The sequence below is a fragment of the Sphingomonas sp. BRN-1R genome (assembly GCF_057748035.1).
The window spans coordinates 22,772-37,925 of record NZ_JBYLEP010000002.1 but is presented as its reverse complement, the minus strand read 5'-3'; the positions used below and the strand labels follow the sequence as shown (position 1 = coordinate 37,925).

Annotated in this window: 16 protein-coding genes; 2 read left to right on the top strand and 14 right to left on the bottom strand. The window is 63.7% G+C overall.

Annotation, left to right across the window (positions count from 1 at the left end; genetic code table 11):
* Positions 1-143: 143 nt before the first annotated feature.
* The 14 genes from AC3ANX_RS20490 to AC3ANX_RS20425 all read right to left on the bottom strand — a co-directional run bounded on the left by AC3ANX_RS20490 (position 144) and on the right by AC3ANX_RS20425 (position 13,282).
* Positions 144-887: an LPD7 domain-containing protein gene (locus AC3ANX_RS20490; RefSeq protein ID WP_488337103.1), complete on the bottom strand. Its 744-nt coding sequence runs from the start codon at positions 885-887 to the stop codon at positions 144-146.
* 1 nt (position 888) lies between these two features.
* Positions 889-2,670: a type IV secretory system conjugative DNA transfer family protein gene (locus AC3ANX_RS20485; protein ID WP_488337102.1), complete on the bottom strand. Its 1,782-nt coding sequence runs from the start codon at positions 2,668-2,670 to the stop codon at positions 889-891.
* 7 nt (positions 2,671-2,677) lie between these two features.
* Entirely contained in the window at positions 2,678-3,691 is a 1,014-nt protein-coding gene (gene virB11, locus AC3ANX_RS20480) for a P-type DNA transfer ATPase VirB11 (protein ID WP_488337101.1), read from the bottom strand.
* Positions 3,688-4,899 carry a type IV secretion system protein VirB10 gene (virB10, locus tag AC3ANX_RS20475; protein ID WP_488337100.1) on the bottom strand — a complete coding sequence of 404 codons (1,212 nt, stop codon included), beginning with the start codon at positions 4,897-4,899 and terminating at the stop codon, positions 3,688-3,690. Before virB10 ends, virB11 begins: the two co-directional genes overlap by 4 nt.
* 1 nt (position 4,900) lies before the next feature.
* Positions 4,901-5,743: a TrbG/VirB9 family P-type conjugative transfer protein gene (locus tag AC3ANX_RS20470; RefSeq protein WP_488337099.1), complete on the bottom strand. Its 843-nt coding sequence runs from the start codon at positions 5,741-5,743 to the stop codon at positions 4,901-4,903.
* Entirely contained in the window at positions 5,740-6,432 is a 693-nt protein-coding gene (locus AC3ANX_RS20465) for a VirB8 family type IV secretion system protein (RefSeq protein ID WP_488337098.1), read from the bottom strand. Before AC3ANX_RS20465 ends, AC3ANX_RS20470 begins: the two co-directional genes overlap by 4 nt.
* A gap of 420 nt (positions 6,433-6,852) precedes the next feature.
* Complete coding sequence (locus AC3ANX_RS20460; RefSeq protein ID WP_488337097.1) at positions 6,853-7,845, bottom strand: type IV secretion system protein; 993 nt, start codon at positions 7,843-7,845, stop codon at positions 6,853-6,855.
* Positions 7,846-7,897: 52 nt separating this feature from the next.
* Positions 7,898-8,203 carry a hypothetical protein gene (locus AC3ANX_RS20455; RefSeq protein WP_488337096.1) on the bottom strand — a complete coding sequence of 102 codons (306 nt, stop codon included), beginning with the start codon at positions 8,201-8,203 and terminating at the stop codon, positions 7,898-7,900.
* Positions 8,200-8,922 (bottom strand): type IV secretion system protein, encoded by a 723-nt coding sequence (locus AC3ANX_RS20450; RefSeq protein WP_488337095.1) that lies wholly within the window; start codon positions 8,920-8,922, stop codon positions 8,200-8,202. The genes AC3ANX_RS20455 and AC3ANX_RS20450 overlap by 4 nt, the downstream gene beginning before the upstream one ends.
* Positions 8,923-8,951: 29 nt before the next feature.
* Entirely contained in the window at positions 8,952-11,342 is a 2,391-nt protein-coding gene (locus AC3ANX_RS20445; protein WP_488337094.1) for a VirB4 family type IV secretion/conjugal transfer ATPase, read from the bottom strand.
* The gene (locus tag AC3ANX_RS20440; protein WP_488337093.1) at positions 11,335-11,679 is read right to left on the bottom strand and encodes a VirB3 family type IV secretion system protein; all 345 of its coding nucleotides are present in this window, start codon (positions 11,677-11,679) and stop codon (positions 11,335-11,337) included. The genes AC3ANX_RS20445 and AC3ANX_RS20440 overlap by 8 nt, the downstream gene beginning before the upstream one ends.
* A gap of 63 nt (positions 11,680-11,742) precedes the next feature.
* Positions 11,743-12,108, bottom strand: coding sequence for a TrbC/VirB2 family protein (locus tag AC3ANX_RS20435; protein WP_488337092.1), 366 nt, complete (start codon positions 12,106-12,108; stop codon positions 11,743-11,745).
* Positions 12,105-12,731 carry a lytic transglycosylase domain-containing protein gene (locus AC3ANX_RS20430; RefSeq protein WP_488337091.1) on the bottom strand — a complete coding sequence of 209 codons (627 nt, stop codon included), beginning with the start codon at positions 12,729-12,731 and terminating at the stop codon, positions 12,105-12,107. Before AC3ANX_RS20430 ends, AC3ANX_RS20435 begins: the two co-directional genes overlap by 4 nt.
* Before the next feature lie 263 nt (positions 12,732-12,994).
* Positions 12,995-13,282 (bottom strand): hypothetical protein, encoded by a 288-nt coding sequence (locus AC3ANX_RS20425; RefSeq protein ID WP_488337090.1) that lies wholly within the window; start codon positions 13,280-13,282, stop codon positions 12,995-12,997.
* A 92-nt stretch (positions 13,283-13,374) separates the two neighbouring features.
* Here AC3ANX_RS20425 and AC3ANX_RS20420 point away from each other — a divergent pair, with 92 nt between their 5' ends.
* Together AC3ANX_RS20420 and AC3ANX_RS20415 are read left to right on the top strand one after the other, a co-directional pair.
* On the top strand, positions 13,375-14,256 hold the full coding sequence (locus AC3ANX_RS20420) for a DUF7146 domain-containing protein (RefSeq protein ID WP_488337089.1): 882 nt from the start codon (positions 13,375-13,377) through the stop codon (positions 14,254-14,256).
* Complete coding sequence (locus AC3ANX_RS20415; protein WP_488337088.1) at positions 14,253-14,852, top strand: thermonuclease family protein; 600 nt, start codon at positions 14,253-14,255, stop codon at positions 14,850-14,852. Before AC3ANX_RS20420 ends, AC3ANX_RS20415 begins: the two co-directional genes overlap by 4 nt.
* The last annotated feature ends 302 nt before the right edge of the window (positions 14,853-15,154 follow it).

The window sequence follows — 15,154 nt, the reverse complement described above, 5'->3', positions numbered from 1 at the left end:
GCTTCAACCTAAGACCTACGCCCTTCCCGAGTATCATGAGGCTTGGGACCGGCTCGGATCACCCAACGACATTGAGCCGGAGCAGGTGTGCCACGTGGCACACCCACAGGCAGAGTGAGGTTTTCGTTCAACGCCTGCCTTTATCAACGTCCCCCGATCGAGCGGGATTTCTCGTAAATTACCTCCTGGATCATGTCGCGAACTTGCTGATCCTGCTTCTGCTTCACCTCGACGCCAGCGACCTTTTCACCCCGTTCGATCCGCGCAGCGACCTCTTCCTTGCGCTCGGCGACGAACTCACGTTGCTTGGTATGCTCGCCGGGAAACCGATCGGCCGCGACGACCATCGCGAGGGCGATATGGCTTTGTGCTTTGCGCAGCTCCGGGTCTTTGGCGTTCTGGACATCGGTTTGCCGTCGGAAGCGTGCAGCCAGATCGCTTGCCGGGTCGGGTTGCTCCTTGTTGTCGCGCGCCTGGTTCGGAGTGCGGGCCGTCTGCTCCTTCGTCGGCGTCATGCCGGTCTGGCGTGCTCGCTCGCGATCGGCTGCGGCCTTCGTCTTAGTGTCCGGCTGATACCCGTCGATCTTCAGCCCCTGCGCCGCAGCGGCAAGGTAGGCGGCACGCTTGAACTCGGCATCGCCGTCGATCCGCAACGACGTCCACCCGTTTTCCTTGGCGAGACGGATCAGGTCCGGAAGGGACTCCCGGTCCTTTGCCTTGATACGATCCGGCGTGATGGTCGCCGTCGGCTCTTTGTCGTGCGGGCTGCGATAGAGCTTGTTGCCGACGCGTAGGAACCGTGCATCCAGCTCGGCCGGCACCTCCATCGTGCGACGGCGCCGTTCGCCATCGACACCAGCGCTGGCAGTTTCGGCTTTCTCAACCATGTCACCGCTCCTGTTCGATCACACCTACGACTTCATTCCCGCGATGTTCGGTCGACACGTCGATGAGCATGTCGGGATAATCCTGGATCACGACGCTATCCATCGCGAACGACAGAGGGTCGGGGTCGGTGAGCTGGTCGAACGTCGGCTCGACACATTCCGGCAGTTCGTCGTCGTCGCCGATCACCTGCGGGATCGGCGCGACCAGCGGTGCCTTGGAAACCCGAGCCCTGAATAGCCCGTCCGCATAGTAGCGCACCTTGTCCCCGTGAATGGGAGGTATGCCACCTTTCAGCAGCAACAGATCGGTACCGGGGAACTGCATCAGCTCTTGCGGCAGCAGAAGCGCTCGGCGCTGATCCGACATGGATTTGGAACGATTGGCGAGGATGCCGTGGATCGTGAGCGACTTGGTAACCGACTCCTGGCCGACATAACCGATCCGTTCCGACAGCTCGTTGGCGACCCGTAGTTCCTTGGGGGTGAACGCGACCTCGACGCCGCAGTTGGCGACGATTTCGTTGGCGACATGCTCGCCATAGACGGCGCGAAGCTGCGATCGGGATTGGATCACCGGCAGGAGCCGGATGCCGTAACCGGCGACGTAGGAGAAGGCGCTGGCGATCGTCTGTGCCCGACCGATCCGCGCGAACTCGTCAAGAATGACGAGGATCTGGAGCGGCGTTGCCATCCCCGGTAGATCGCGCACGTTGAGGTCGATCAATTGCTGAAAGAGCAGGTTGTAGAGCGGTGCGACGCGATCCAGTTCGTCCGGCGACACGCCGAGATAGACCGACATCGGCGTGGAGCGCAGCTCGCGCAGATCGAAATCGCTCGTTTCCGTCGCAGCATCGACGCGTGGATTGAGCCACAGGCTGAGCTTGGAGGTAACGGTCTGGACGATGCCGGCGAACGTATTGTCTGCGCCGGAGGTGAAGTCCGCGAGCGCGTTACGGCATCCTTGCGAAAGGTCGCGCCTTTCCTCGAGAACGCGCTTGAAGAATCCCCGCGTGTCCCCGGTCGTCATCAGCCGGTAGATCGAGCCGATCGTGAACGGCCGATCGGAGATGGCGAGATAGGCACCGACGCCGACGAAGGCGGTGCGCGCCGAGTCCGTCCAGAACGGCTCGCCGCGCTCGGGCGCCACGAACAGCATCGTCGCGATCTTCTGCAGTTCGATGATCGTCTGATCGGGGTCGGTGCGGTCGATGTAGCCGAGCGGATTGTAGCGGGCCGTCCGCCCTTCAGGATCGGTCGGGTTGAACAGGTATACCGCTTGCCCGTGCTTCTCGCGAAAGCCGGCTGTCGCGTCCCAATTTTCGCGCTTCACATCGAGGACGACGACGGAATCCCGCCATGACAGCAGATTGGGGATGACGATGCCGACACCCTTGCCCGAGCGGGTAGGGGCCTCGACAATGCAATGTTCGGTTCCGCCGAACGTCAGGAACTTGCCGCCCTTCTTACCCAGGACGATGCCATTTGCGGAACGGAAACCGGCGCGGCGGATCTCGCTCTCACGAGCGAAGCGCGCCGCGCCGTGGAGAGGCGGCTTGCGACGCGCAAGCCACCATATCGTGATCCCGGCGAGGAACAGGCCGATTCCCATGCCGGCGCCGAGCGCCTTCAACACGACCGGATCGCGTCGGTAATACCAGAAGAACGCCGGCATCTTGAGCGGGTCGAACTTCGAGCTGGGTAAGCCGAGGTATATCCACGCGACGACCGACGCGATCAGGAAGGCGACGACGAGTGCGAACGGGATGCCGATCGCGAGGAGCATCCGCCGGTTAGGCTGCATGACGCCCGGCCGGATCGTAGTAGATCTCCGTCATTCGGAATTTGCCGTCGACCTTCTTCATCTGGACCACGACGTCGACAAGGATCTTCAGGAGCGATCGTATGTCGTCGCGCGCCAGGTCCGCGCCGCCCTCGCTCTCCTTCACCAGCAACGTCAATTGCTCGAACGCCAGCTCGGCGGAGTCCGCATGAATGGTCGTGATCGAGCCGGGATGGCCGCTGTTGACGTTGCGCAGGTAGAAGAAAGCGGTGCCGTCGCGCAGCTCCTGGAGCAGAATGCGATCGGGCCTCATGCGGAGCGCGCTTTCCAGCAGCTCCTTGGCCGTCACCTTGGCAGTGCCGGTGCCGTCCTTGCTGTAGATCATGTGGACGACGTTCTTGTGCGGGACGACCAGCTCGCGCGTGTCCTCGATCGTCAGCAGCCGCTCATTCTCCGGGATCAGCTTGATAAGCCCCTTCGAGAAGGTTGTCTTGCCCGAGCCCGTAGCGCCTGAGATCAGGATGTTGAGGCGGCTGCGCACGGCCAGATCGAAGAATTCGACGTGCCTACCGGCATGGAGCAGGCCGAGCAGCCGTTCCTCGACCGCACTCACCCGCTTCGTGGCGACCTTCGTTTCCGCGAACAGCCCGCTAGCCTCGAAATCCGCCATCGTCATCGTCTTCGTCGACGGCTTGCGCACTGTGATCGATACGGTGCCGTCGGGCACCACAGGCGGAAGGACGAGCTGGACGCGCTCGCCCGTGGGGAACACCGTCGAGCAGATCGGCGTCTCGCGCGTCACGTCCTGCGACGTGAACGCGGCAGCAGCCCTCGCTAGCCCGTTCAGCGCATCGAGCGTCAGCGCCGGCTCTTCCTCCCAGGTCCACCCGCCATGCCGCTCGACGCCGATGATCGAGGGCTCGTTGATGACGACCTCCGTCACCCCGTCGTCGTCCAGGTACGGGCGAAGCGGCCGCACGGCATGATCGAGGATCGCCGTGTTGCGGAAGCCCGCCGTCGTCACTTCAACCCTAGGCCATAGACTTGGCTGAAATCGAAATCCTTGGCGACGGTGATCGCCATCTCCGTCCCTTGGTTGACCCGCACGATGGGGCGGATTTGCTGGGTGTCCGAAAGCACAGATGACGTCGTATCGCCGGGCGTGCGGAAAACGGTCGAGCCTTGCGGGCTGACCGCCTGGCCCGCGATCTGTCCGCCCGCGTCAAGGACGCTGAACAGCAGCGCCGCCCCGAACCGCTGCCAGAAGAACCGATCGATCTTGCCGGTGACACCGGCACGGCCGAGCGGATCGGATGCCGGCGAGCCGATATCGATCGCGACCCCACGCGGTGTGACCGCGCGCGTCCACATCGCAAACAGCCGCCCTTGGCCACGCTGTAGGCCGCCCTGATACTCTCCGAAGACGCGGGTGCCCTTCTCGAGCAGTACGACGCGGCCGTTGTCCGAATAGATATCGCGTGGGACGATGCACGTCGTGTAGCCCGGCACGGTGCTGTCCATCGCGGTTTGCAGGACGCACGGGATGATCGCGCCTGCGGTGACAAGATAGTTGCGGTTGCCGATCATGCGGGCCGTGGCGGTGCCGATCGTCGACGTCTGTTTGAGGGTGTCGAGACTGGTCCGTGTGGTGGGGGTGGCGCTTCCGCCCTGCGCGGTGTCGGCACCGGTGCCGTCCGTACCATCGCCTAGGGTCCGGCTGCCACCCTGTCCGCCCTGATTGCCGTTGTAGGCGATGAGTGTGGAGCGACGTGCGTTGTCGCTGAGCTGGCGCGCTTCGTTGGCTCGCCGCTCGGCTTCGGACTGTTCCCGGGTTTGCTGTCCCGACGCACCCGACGAAGGGTAGGGCGTGATCGGCTGACCATCCGGGCCGATCGCGGGCACCTGCGTCCCGGCGAGCTGGACCGGAGCGTTGGGGTCGCGTGGTGCCGTCGCCAGCGTCGGAGCGATGACGGACTTGGGATCGTAGGGGGCCTCTACCGCCGGCGGTGCCTTTTTCACCTCCAGCGCCTTGTTGTTGCTCCCGGTGCCGGTGACGACGGTCAGGGCCGCAAAGACGATTCCGCCCGCGAGCGCCGCGCCCACCAGCACCTTCTTGTTGTCCCACTGTGCCGCGTTCAACGACGGGATACGGTTGGGTCGATCAGCGGCCGGAGTGCGGTCGATTTCGCCGGTTTCGGGTGTGGCGTCGACGTCAAATCGCTTGTCGCTCACGTCACTTCTCCGTCGTGCGCTCGACGACCTCGGAGGCCGTGTCCGTCTTGGGATCGCGGCCGTAGAAGCTCGGGCTTTCGTTGTAGATGCAGAGGACGACCTTGCCCCTGCGGAGACGCATTTCCTTATAGATGCCGTGGACGACCACGAACTCGTCACGCACGTCGAATTGTGCCGTCGCCTCGCTGCCGTCGGGATTGACGGTGAAGATCGCGGGGATCTCGCGCTGGTTCGGGAAGCGCATGACGGTGAACTGACCGTTGTCGCTGACCTCGGACGGTTGCAGTGCGGATGCGCCTTCCACCTTATAATTCAGGTTTCGCTTGCCCTCCAGCACGCCCAGGTCGAGCGCCACCTTGATCGCGCCGTTCTGCGCAGCGAGCGCGGCGCGGAGCTGAGCTTCCTGCGTTGCTATTGCGCGCTGTTGCGCCTCGTATTCGGGATAGCGCAGCCTGACCTTGAAGAACGTCCCAGGCGCGCGTGCATTGGCGACCGCCGTCAGCTCGAACGTGTAATTGCGCTTGGTCCCCTGGAACTCCGTCACGACGATCAGGTTCGTCACACCGGCCCGTTCGCGCGGTTTTACGAACAACGAATTGTCCGCGGGCGCGACCTCCCACGACACCGTATCACCCATCGCGACGAACTTGATGACCTCGCCGGGGGCGAACTCGATCTGTGTAGCGGTGCGGAAGCCGCTGCGGATCTGAATGACGTTGCCATCGGTATAATTGACCTCGCGGATGCGCTGGTCGGGTCCGAGCTGGCGGGGCGTCTGTTCCGCCAGCGCGACGCCGGGAGCGAGCGCGCCGATTGCCGCGGCAAGGAGCAGGATGTTCTTCATCGCGTCGGAACCTCCGCATCGGCTCGGTAGGACTTGACCTGAAAACCGAGCGGGTTGGCGTAGCGTCCGGCCTCGGTTTCCGGCTTGGACAGCACGTCGAAAGTGATGGTCGCGATCGCCGGCGTCTCGATCGCCTGTTGATCGCGTTCGAGGCGCTTCACGAAGCGGACCTGTGCGACGTTCGGCGAAATGAAGGCGACCGAGCGGATCGCGACGAAAACGGCGTCGTTCGCCGTGAACTGGTTCTGCGGCGAGTCCGGGTTGTCCTTCTTGTAGAAGGCCGTCCATCTTGCCTGTTCCTCCCGCGTGGAGAGCGCCAGCACCTTGCGGAAAAACTCTTCGCGCGCCTGCGGAATCCATCCCTCGCGCGCCCGAACATAATCGGCGAGGAAGTATTTCCGGATCGCCTCGTCATAGGTAATCGACTTGTCACCGCGTAGCTCTTGGGTGACGTCGGTCGCGCCCGTCGATCGATCCACCGTCACCACATAGGGAACGACCGTCTTGAGCGGCGTGAGCGCCATGATGGCGAGGACGGCCACGATCGCGAGCGCGATGGCGACCGACGCCACTATCCATGCAATGCGCCTGGACCGCGCTGCGACAACGAACCTGTCCCGATCCCAGCTCTGCGCTTCCGCGAAGTAGCTCTTGAGGTCCTCGTCAGTGTCTTTGACGCCGATCGCCATCGTCAGCAGCTCGCATAGGAGGTTGGAAGGACTGCGCTCGCGCGTGGCGATGCATCCAGCGTACCAATGGCGGGCACGCGACCGAGGCTGGACGTCGGGCCTTGCTGGGTCGGAGCGGCGCTGGGTGGCGGAAAGAGGTTAGTGGTCGGAGAGGATGCCGGGCCACCCGGCGTGGTAGGCGCAGTCCCCTGCGGGACAGGTGTGCCACGTGGCACACCCCCGGCTCCGGTCGGTGCCGTGGGTGTGAGCCCCCGATCCGGGATGGTCGGAAGCACCGTCCCATAGAGATTTGCCGGCCGTTTGTGCTTGCCCGTGCAGCGAGGGAGTTTGTCATCCTTCGCTGCCGAGGCCGGCACGGTGGGGGCCAGCGCGGCAAGGGCGACGAAGGCCAGAGCTGATCCGAGCTTCATATAACCTCTCCTAGTAATTGGTCCGGGTCAGCGTCCCCCCACGGGGGCCGCCTCCGCCATTGTCGGAACCGCTGCTGCGACTGCGACGAAGCCGATCCATCGCGCGCTGGGGAGCGCCGGACCATGCGCGGCCAACCATCGGTGCGATGTTGCCGGTCGCGGCGTTAGCGAACTGTGTGGCGAGGGATGCGCCACCGCCACCAAGGCCCGCTGCCATGCTGGGAATCTGTAAAAAGAAGAAGAAACCAAGTGCGTAAAAGCCCAGGGCCTTCAACGATGCCAGCATTAGGGAGTCATTCTGGCTAATGGCGTCAATAAACGCGTCCGCCGAGTTTGCGATGAAAACGGTGACCAACAGCGCAAACGCTATCAAGATCACGTAGTTTACAACGCTTCCAAGCCATTGATAAAAGAACGAGCGCGTTGAATCAAACAAAAGGGCCGCAATAAAGAGAGGGCCTATAGCGGCCAGCAGTGCCAGCGCAAAAAGGGCGAATGCAGTGATTGCGAAACCGAGCGCAGATGCCAAAAGGGCCGCTAGCAAGATGACAATATTGACAACCTCGCTTGCAATTATCTCGTCCCAATTGTTGGGTATGCCGGCAATATTGTAACCTTCCTCCTGCGTGTGCCGTAAAACGATCTCTTTAATGCTTGCGATTGCGCGCAATGCGCCTTTCAAAATGCCATCAAAAAAGTCGCCGAGGCCGTTAACATCCTGCGCTCCAATGGCTTGAGCGACCTCACGGGGGAGGCCGTTCATCGCGAGCAGTCCAACAGACGCACCGTAAAGGGTCGTGACAGCCCATACGAGAGCTGCCAGCTTGAAGCCTCGGTAGACGAACTCACGGAATGGATAGTCCACGGCACCGCGGAGGATCGCGAAGCCGAGAAGGATAATGTAAATCGTTACGCCAACCCGGAGCGGACCCGAAATCCAGCTAAGGACGCCGGCATACGCCGCGATGATACCGGCGAGAGCAGCATCAAGCTGATTGAACATTTGGGTGTATATTGTAACGCCCATACCCGCTTCCCGTCCTACTGAACCTTGTTCAAGACCCGGCTTCCTTACGAAGTTTGTCGATTTCCAACTGATTAGAGATGACCGTCTTGGCGGCATTCACATTGTTGCAATTGCCACTTACTACCGCAGGCCACGTTGCGACTGGCTGCTGCGAGGCTTGCCAAGCCGCACAAACCTTCTCCATGTCGGTCAATTCTGTTCGATGGTCGGTATAATAGGCGGCCGATCGCGCCGGCATGTCAGAGCGTAAGTCGGGATTACCCGCTTCCCCGCTCTTCGTGCCGCACGCGGGAAGTAGAAGAACGCAGAGGATCGCCAACGGCGCTTTCATCACGGTGTTACCCCTGCTTCCGTCCGGAGTTTTGCAATCTCGGACTGGTTCGACGCGAGGCTGCGCTGGTAGGCCGCCTCCGCTTTCGCGCGGCGCTGTATCTCCACCGCCTGCAATGCCATCTGGTCGTTCATCATCTGCGCTTGTTCGAGCTGGAGGCGGCCCGACATATCGGCGCGTTCCGAAGCCGTCGTTGCCGCGGCCAGGCGTGTACGCAGCTCCTCCAACCCTTGCCGCCTGCTGGTGACGGAATCACCGACGTTGCCGGCCAGCCCGGTCGTCACGGCCGCCTCACGCGCACCTTGCTCCGCGGCCGTGCGGCTCGCATCGCTCGCATCGGCCGGGACGCGGCCCATCAAGTCCCGATAGACCTCGTTCGCCTTGCCGCGCAGGCCGCCCACGACGTCGAGATTGCCGTTGGTGAACCCGTCGAGGTTGGACGATGAAACGTTGCTGGTCCGGAGCGCGTCGGTCTTCAGCCGATTGGCGATGTTGCTGATATTGGTCGCGTCGTTGACGCTTTGGTAGAGCTGTTTCGCCTGCTGGATCTGCTGCAAGCCCTGATCGATCTGCGTCTTGGCTGCCAGAACCTGCTGTCGCGCCTGATCGAGCTGCTGCAATTGCTGCGCGAAGGCGCGCGGATCGAACACGATCCCGCCGAGCTGCGCTTGGGCGGTGCCGGTGCCTAGCAGGACGATCCCCACTAGCAGGCCGGCGGTCATTCTCACGCTACGCATGTCCTTGTCCTCCTTCAGCTTGGGCGACGACGTTGGTGGAAGATCGGCAGCCAGGCCGCCGGATCGGGGCCGAACTCCGCGGCCGTCTCGACGGCGATCGGCGTCGTCTCGGCGCGGCCCGACAGGACCGCCAGCTCGTCGTCCAAACCGGTCAGGTCCAGCTCGACCACCACGCTGTCATGGCCTTGCTTGACCAGAAACTTGCGCGACTCCGGCGACAGCTCCTCGCGGATGAGTTGATATTCGGCATCGGTCAGGGAGAATCCCTCGACATAGTCGCGCCGCGATCCCTTGGGGTTCGGCAGCATGACCTGCGTCGCCACCTGTTCGAGGATCGAGTGGGATATATCGCTCTTGAGCGCGTCCGCCGGCGACTGCGTGGCGAACACCATCATAGCATTGCGCTTGCGGAAGGTCTTGAGGCCGTCCTGGGCGAAGCCCCGGAATGCCTCGTCCTGTAGCGCCTTCCAGAACTCATCGATGGCGATGATCGTGCGCTCACCGGTCAACAGCTTGTCGATCCGATGAAACAGGTAGAGCATCAGCGGCGCGCGGACCTCGGCATTGTCGAGGAAGTCCGTCATGTCGAAGCCGATGAAACGGGCATCGAGCGTCAGCTCGTCGGCCGGGTTGTCGAACACCCACCCCATCGAGCCGCGGGTGGTCCACTTCTCGAGGCGCGCGCCGATCCCGCCCGCATCCGCCATACCGAGAACCGAGCGCAGCGCGTCGAACGACCGATCCTCGACAGGGAGACGCATTACCGCGGCGATCCCCTCGTCAATCAGCCGCTCCTCCTGGACCGTGATCGGGCGTCCCTCGGCCTTCACGAGCTGGCGGACGAACAGCGACAGCCAGGCCCGATCCTCCGCAGTATCTTCCAGCGCCTTGAGCGGTGCGAAGCCGGTCGGCGTGCCGTTGGCGAGCGTCAGGTAGGTGCCGCCCGACGCCAGCACGAAGATCTGCGCGCCGCGATCCTTGTCGATGAAGATCTGGCGCGCGCCGGTCTTCTCGGCCTGCGCCATGAGGAAATTGACGATGACCGTCTTGCCGCCCCCCGTGGGGCCGACGATCAGCGTGTGGCCGATGTCGCGCTTGTGGAAGCTGAAGAAATAGGGGCTCCGCGCGCTCGTCTTCATCAGCGCGATCGCGTCGCCCCAATGGTTGCCGGTCGCGAGCCCGGCCGGGTACGTGTGGAAGGGCGAGAACGCCGCGAAATTGAGCGACGTGATCGGGGCCGGTCGCGCTCGCCATGCGAAATTGCCGACGAGCTGACTCCAATAGGCGGCTTCCAGCGCTGCGCCCTCGCGCGCCGCGACCATGCCCGTATCGGCGAGCGCGGCGCGCGCGATCGACATATTGTCGCGCAGCCCCTTCAAGGATTCCGCGTAGACCGCGAGCGTGAAATGGTGATCGCCCAGGACGAAGCGATTGGACATGAGATCGTCCGCTGCGTCGACGAGATCGAGCATCTGACTGACGGCACGATCGTCGGCGTTTTCCATCTGCTTCTGGCGCAGCCGGAACCGCTCGGACGCCGCAGCACGGCCGAGGAAGGTGAAGGATTGCGTCAGCACGAAGCTGAAATCGACCGCCAGCAGGGACTCGAACTGGCGCGGCGTCGTGAATGCGGGATATTCGCGGATGCCGAAGATGCCGCCGAAGGCGCTCCGGTCGGCGTCGCGGACCTCGACGGTCTCACCGCCGAAGATCACCCGCTGGCGGTATAGCGCGCTCCCGAGATGGCCGCGGATGATCGGGACGCGGCGATGCCGCCCGGTCATCACCATCTCCGCGACTTCCATCGTCTCGGAGAACTTGAGGCCGTTGTGACCGTAGATGCCGAGCCGGCGCGGCGACAGGCGGTCCATCAGCCGCTCGAAATCGCGCGCCTTGTCCTCAAGTGCCTCCAACAGATCGACGTCGATCGCATCGGCGTCGGCGTTCGCCCTCGCCTTGTTCTTGAAGAGCTGGACCAGCTTGTCGGCCCCGTGGATCGAGGGACGCAGCACCAGCGTCACGAAGAAGCGGTTGATGAACATCCGCTCCCGATTCATCCGCGCGAAATAGGCGGCATCCAGATCGCGCGCGAAGCGCGAGCGGAAGTTGCCGCCCGGATATTGCTCGACACGCGCCCGGATCAGGTGCGTCCAGATCGACAGACGATCGTCGTGGAGGTTGCGGAGCATCACATTGAGCTTCGCGTGCCAGTCGTTCAGATCGCGCACGTCCGCCGTCTCGAACGCGCGGCCCTGCAGCTCGAACATCAGCATGATCGCGCCGGAATCGAGCGCCACCACCTCGTCGGTGACGTGTCGCGCATAGGGCAGGAACTTGGTCGGCAGCACCTCCTTGAGCGCGACCTTCATCGGCACCTGTTCGGACAGGCGGTTGGTCTTAGCCATTGCGGCCGAACCCCTTGCGCTTGATGCCGTTGAGGGGGAGCGGGGTGTAACTCGACCCGCCCCAGAACACCCGGTTGCGGTTTGCCGCCTTGGTGCGGCCCCACAGGAAGATGAGCCGAAAGGCGTTGACGTCGTGGCGCACGACGAGGCGGGAAATCCCGAACATCACCGCGGCGGCGACGAGACCATAGACCGGGTTGGACGTGGCGATGAGCGTGATGACCGAGCAGAGGAGCACGAACACCGCCGCCTCGATCGGTATGCCGGCGAACAGGGCAGGCCGCGTCACCGCCAGGAACAGCGGATTGCGTGCCATCACCTCCCGATCCTCGTCCACGCTACGTACTCCACTCGATACAGGCGCGAGCGGGCCGCACCGGGCGGCCCGCCCCTCGCAGCGTCAGCCAGCGATCTGGTCGACGATCCACGGCGCCGAGAAGATGATCGCGATGCCGATGACGACGGTGACGAGCGCGCCTGTGTTGACGCGGCCTGTCAGCCAGCCGAGCCCGGCTGCGATGAGCGCGATGATCGCGATCGTGCGCAGCAGGCCGTTGCTCAGCAGGCCCAGCACCTTCGTGCCGAAGCCTTCGAGGTTGCTTTGCGCGAACGCCGGTTCGGCCGAGATCAGCGATGCCAGTGCGACCAGGCCGAACATCGTCAGGAAATGCCCCGTCTTACGCTGACGGGGGGTCATCGCCGCGACGCGGGCGATGATATGGGATCGAAGGGCCAGCGCCGGGCCGCCGAGCGATACGAGGTTCATCGGTCTTCTCCTCCTGCGCGAGCCCGCGCGTATGCTGCCGTCGCGAACACGTCCCACGATGGCGGCGGTGGGGGTGGCGCAGCCCTTGGCTGCTCCGCATCGGACGTGTTTTCAGCCACCAGCGCCGCGAGCTGCGCGGACGCGCTCGCCGGCTTGCCGGTATCGGGAGGCGTCGAGGCGGCGATCCTGACCGACATGGGCTGGATGCCGTCGGAAAAGCCGGCATTGCCGACTACCCGGCCGACATAGCCATTGGAAAAGCCACGCGACTGCGACCCGGTATTATACATGGAAAGGGCGATGCGGAGCGCGCGCTGGGGATGAAGCCCCGCGCTGACGCTATGATAATTGCCGGAGATCACCGCCCCGGCCGCGGCGATGTTGGTGCAGGGCTCGAACACCGTGTCCCAGGTCAGCCCGAGGGCCTTCATGTTCCGCGAGTTGATCTGCCCGAGGCCGAGATCGACCGAATAGCCCTTGGCGACATAGAAGCGCGCGACCTCGATCGCCTGCGCGACGCTTGTCGGCTGCGCGACCTTGCGGCCGAGGCCGTTGACGTTGATCGCCAGCTCCCTGCCCTGGCTTTCCGTCTGCACGATCGCCGCGATTGTCGCAGGTGCCACACCGGGCGCGCATTGCGTCGCGAGACCCATAACGACAGCGGCGGGAAGCGACATTACCGCACCGCGCTCGCGCAGATGGGATCGGCTACGCAGACGGCCGATCGTGGGATCGTAGCCGCGACGCATCCGCGCGTGGCCCGAGATAAACATAAGCGATTTGCCATGTTTTCACTCCACTCGTGAGAGCGAAGCTAAATGACATTTAGTTCACCTTCTAGCCAGAAAGCGACAAAGGTTCATTCTGAATGGATCGGCCTGCCCCGCTAGAAGGACGCTTCATCGCGCACGCCGGGGCATGGGTGAACAGCAATCGTGCCTTCGTAGCCATAGCCGATAACGATATGGCGGATCGCCGAAGATGCTTTCTTATACAGACGGATACGTTTCTTGTCGTAGAGACCAACGTGGAACAGCGTCGTGCCGCGCCAGCTCACGCGGATATTGATGTGCCACTTGCCCGTATCATGCTGACAGACATGAACGTCAGTGATCGTGCCGCCTGGTGGCCGCATGGTGGTCAGCTCGCGTTCCAGTACCAGCCCTAGTTCCATTACAAATCCGTTACAGTGATTATATATGTTTTCGCTGGAACCGTGTCCCACCCTGCGATAGCTTCATGTCGCCTGAAGGGGAGTGTCCAGAGATGGCTCATCGTCGCACAGCGACAATCGAGGACCAAGCGGACCGTATCGTCCGCCAGCTCGGCGGGAAATGGCAGGGCGACTTCGCCATGTGCCGATGCCCCGCCCATGCCGACGGCACCGCCAGCCTGTCGATCCGCGTCGGCGAGCGTGCCGTGCTGTTCCATTGCTTTGCCGGATGCACGGCCGATGCGATCATGACGGCGCTGCGCTCGGGCAAGATCCTCGCGCCCGCCGACCACGACCCGGGCCAGCGTCAGGTGGGCAAGGCCGATCACAACAAGGTCGCATTGGCGGTGTGGCGGCACGCCGAACCCTATGCCGGCTCGCTGGCCGAGCGCTATCTGCGCTCGCGCGCGATCATCCCCGACGGGATCAACGCGCGCTTCGATCCGCGATGCCAGTTCGGTGCCGGTGCTGCGAAAGCGTTCGCGCCCGCGCTGATCGTGCCGATCGAGGAGGACGCCGGCGTCGTCGCGATCCACCGTACCTTCCTTGCACCCGACGGTCGCGGCAAGGCCGACATGCCGGAGCCCAAATGGATGCTCGGCAACCCCGGCAGCGGGGCGGTCCGATGGGGCGGCATCCCGACAGACGGCGTGCTGCGCCTCGCCGAAGGCGTCGAGGACGCAGCGAGCGTGATGAACATGCTCGGCGCCGGCCTGTTCGTATGGCCCGTCCTGGGGATCGAGCGGTATCAGGCCGTCGCGATCCCCGAGAGCATCCATACTGTCGTGATCTACAGCCAGCATGGGGCCGAGGCGGCGCGCGCTATCGCACGCGCCACCCCGCACCTGACGGCGGGTGGCCGTCAGCTCGTCAGCAAGCTGCCGCCCCATGCCGGCGACTGGAACGACCTCCTGCGCGAGATCCGCGCGATATGAAGCTCTTTCCGGGCGTGCCCCGGCATCAGAAGTGGATGATGGGCGCGACGTTCGTCATCGTCGCGGTCTACTCGATCTCGCATAACAAGGAGCAGCTTGCCCAGGCGACCAGGACCCGTCTGACCTCGCCCACGCCGCGGATTATCGATGGCGATACGGTCGAGTTTCCCAATGGGCGGGTTCGGATCGTCGGGATCGATGCGCCGGATGATGATCGTCCCCAGCTCAAGGCAATCGCGGCAGATGCGTTGCAGCGCCTGGCAGCGCGTGATGGCGGATTGGATTGTTCGGCGTCGATGTTCGATTATGCGTTGCGGCGGGAAAACCAGTGCCGGACCGATCCGAAGAGCTATGGCCGGTTGAACCTGTCGTGTCGCTTTCCCGCGAACAAGGCCAGCGTCGGAGCGTCGATGGTCGCGCAAGGGTATGCGGTGGACTATCGGATGTATTCCGGCGGTGCCTATGTCGACCTGATGCAGAAGGCTGCGGCCCAGCGTGCCGGTCTATGGGGCGTCGATTACGAAGGGATGCGGCAGCTCGCGATCGAACGGGCGACCGTGCCGGAGGGGTGTGCCGTGGAGACGATCAAAAAGTAGGTGGGGCCTGCCTTCGGCGCGCGCTCTACTGCGCGGCGCTGACGCGCCGCTCCGCGGAACCCCGGATGGGTTTCCGCCCATGCGAGTGACGATCGACTAGGCTGATATGGACCGCCCTTGCGGGCGGGCGCAGGGTGGTGTGCCACGTGGCACACATAAACCAAGGGCCGCCCATCTCGGGCGGCCCTGGTCGTTAGTTCCCTCTCGGGAAACGGACACGCCGAGGCGGCCGCGAATCCACGCTGTGTAGAAAAAGGGACTAAAAGAACAACCGATCCGCCGACGGCGACCGGCGACCGGTT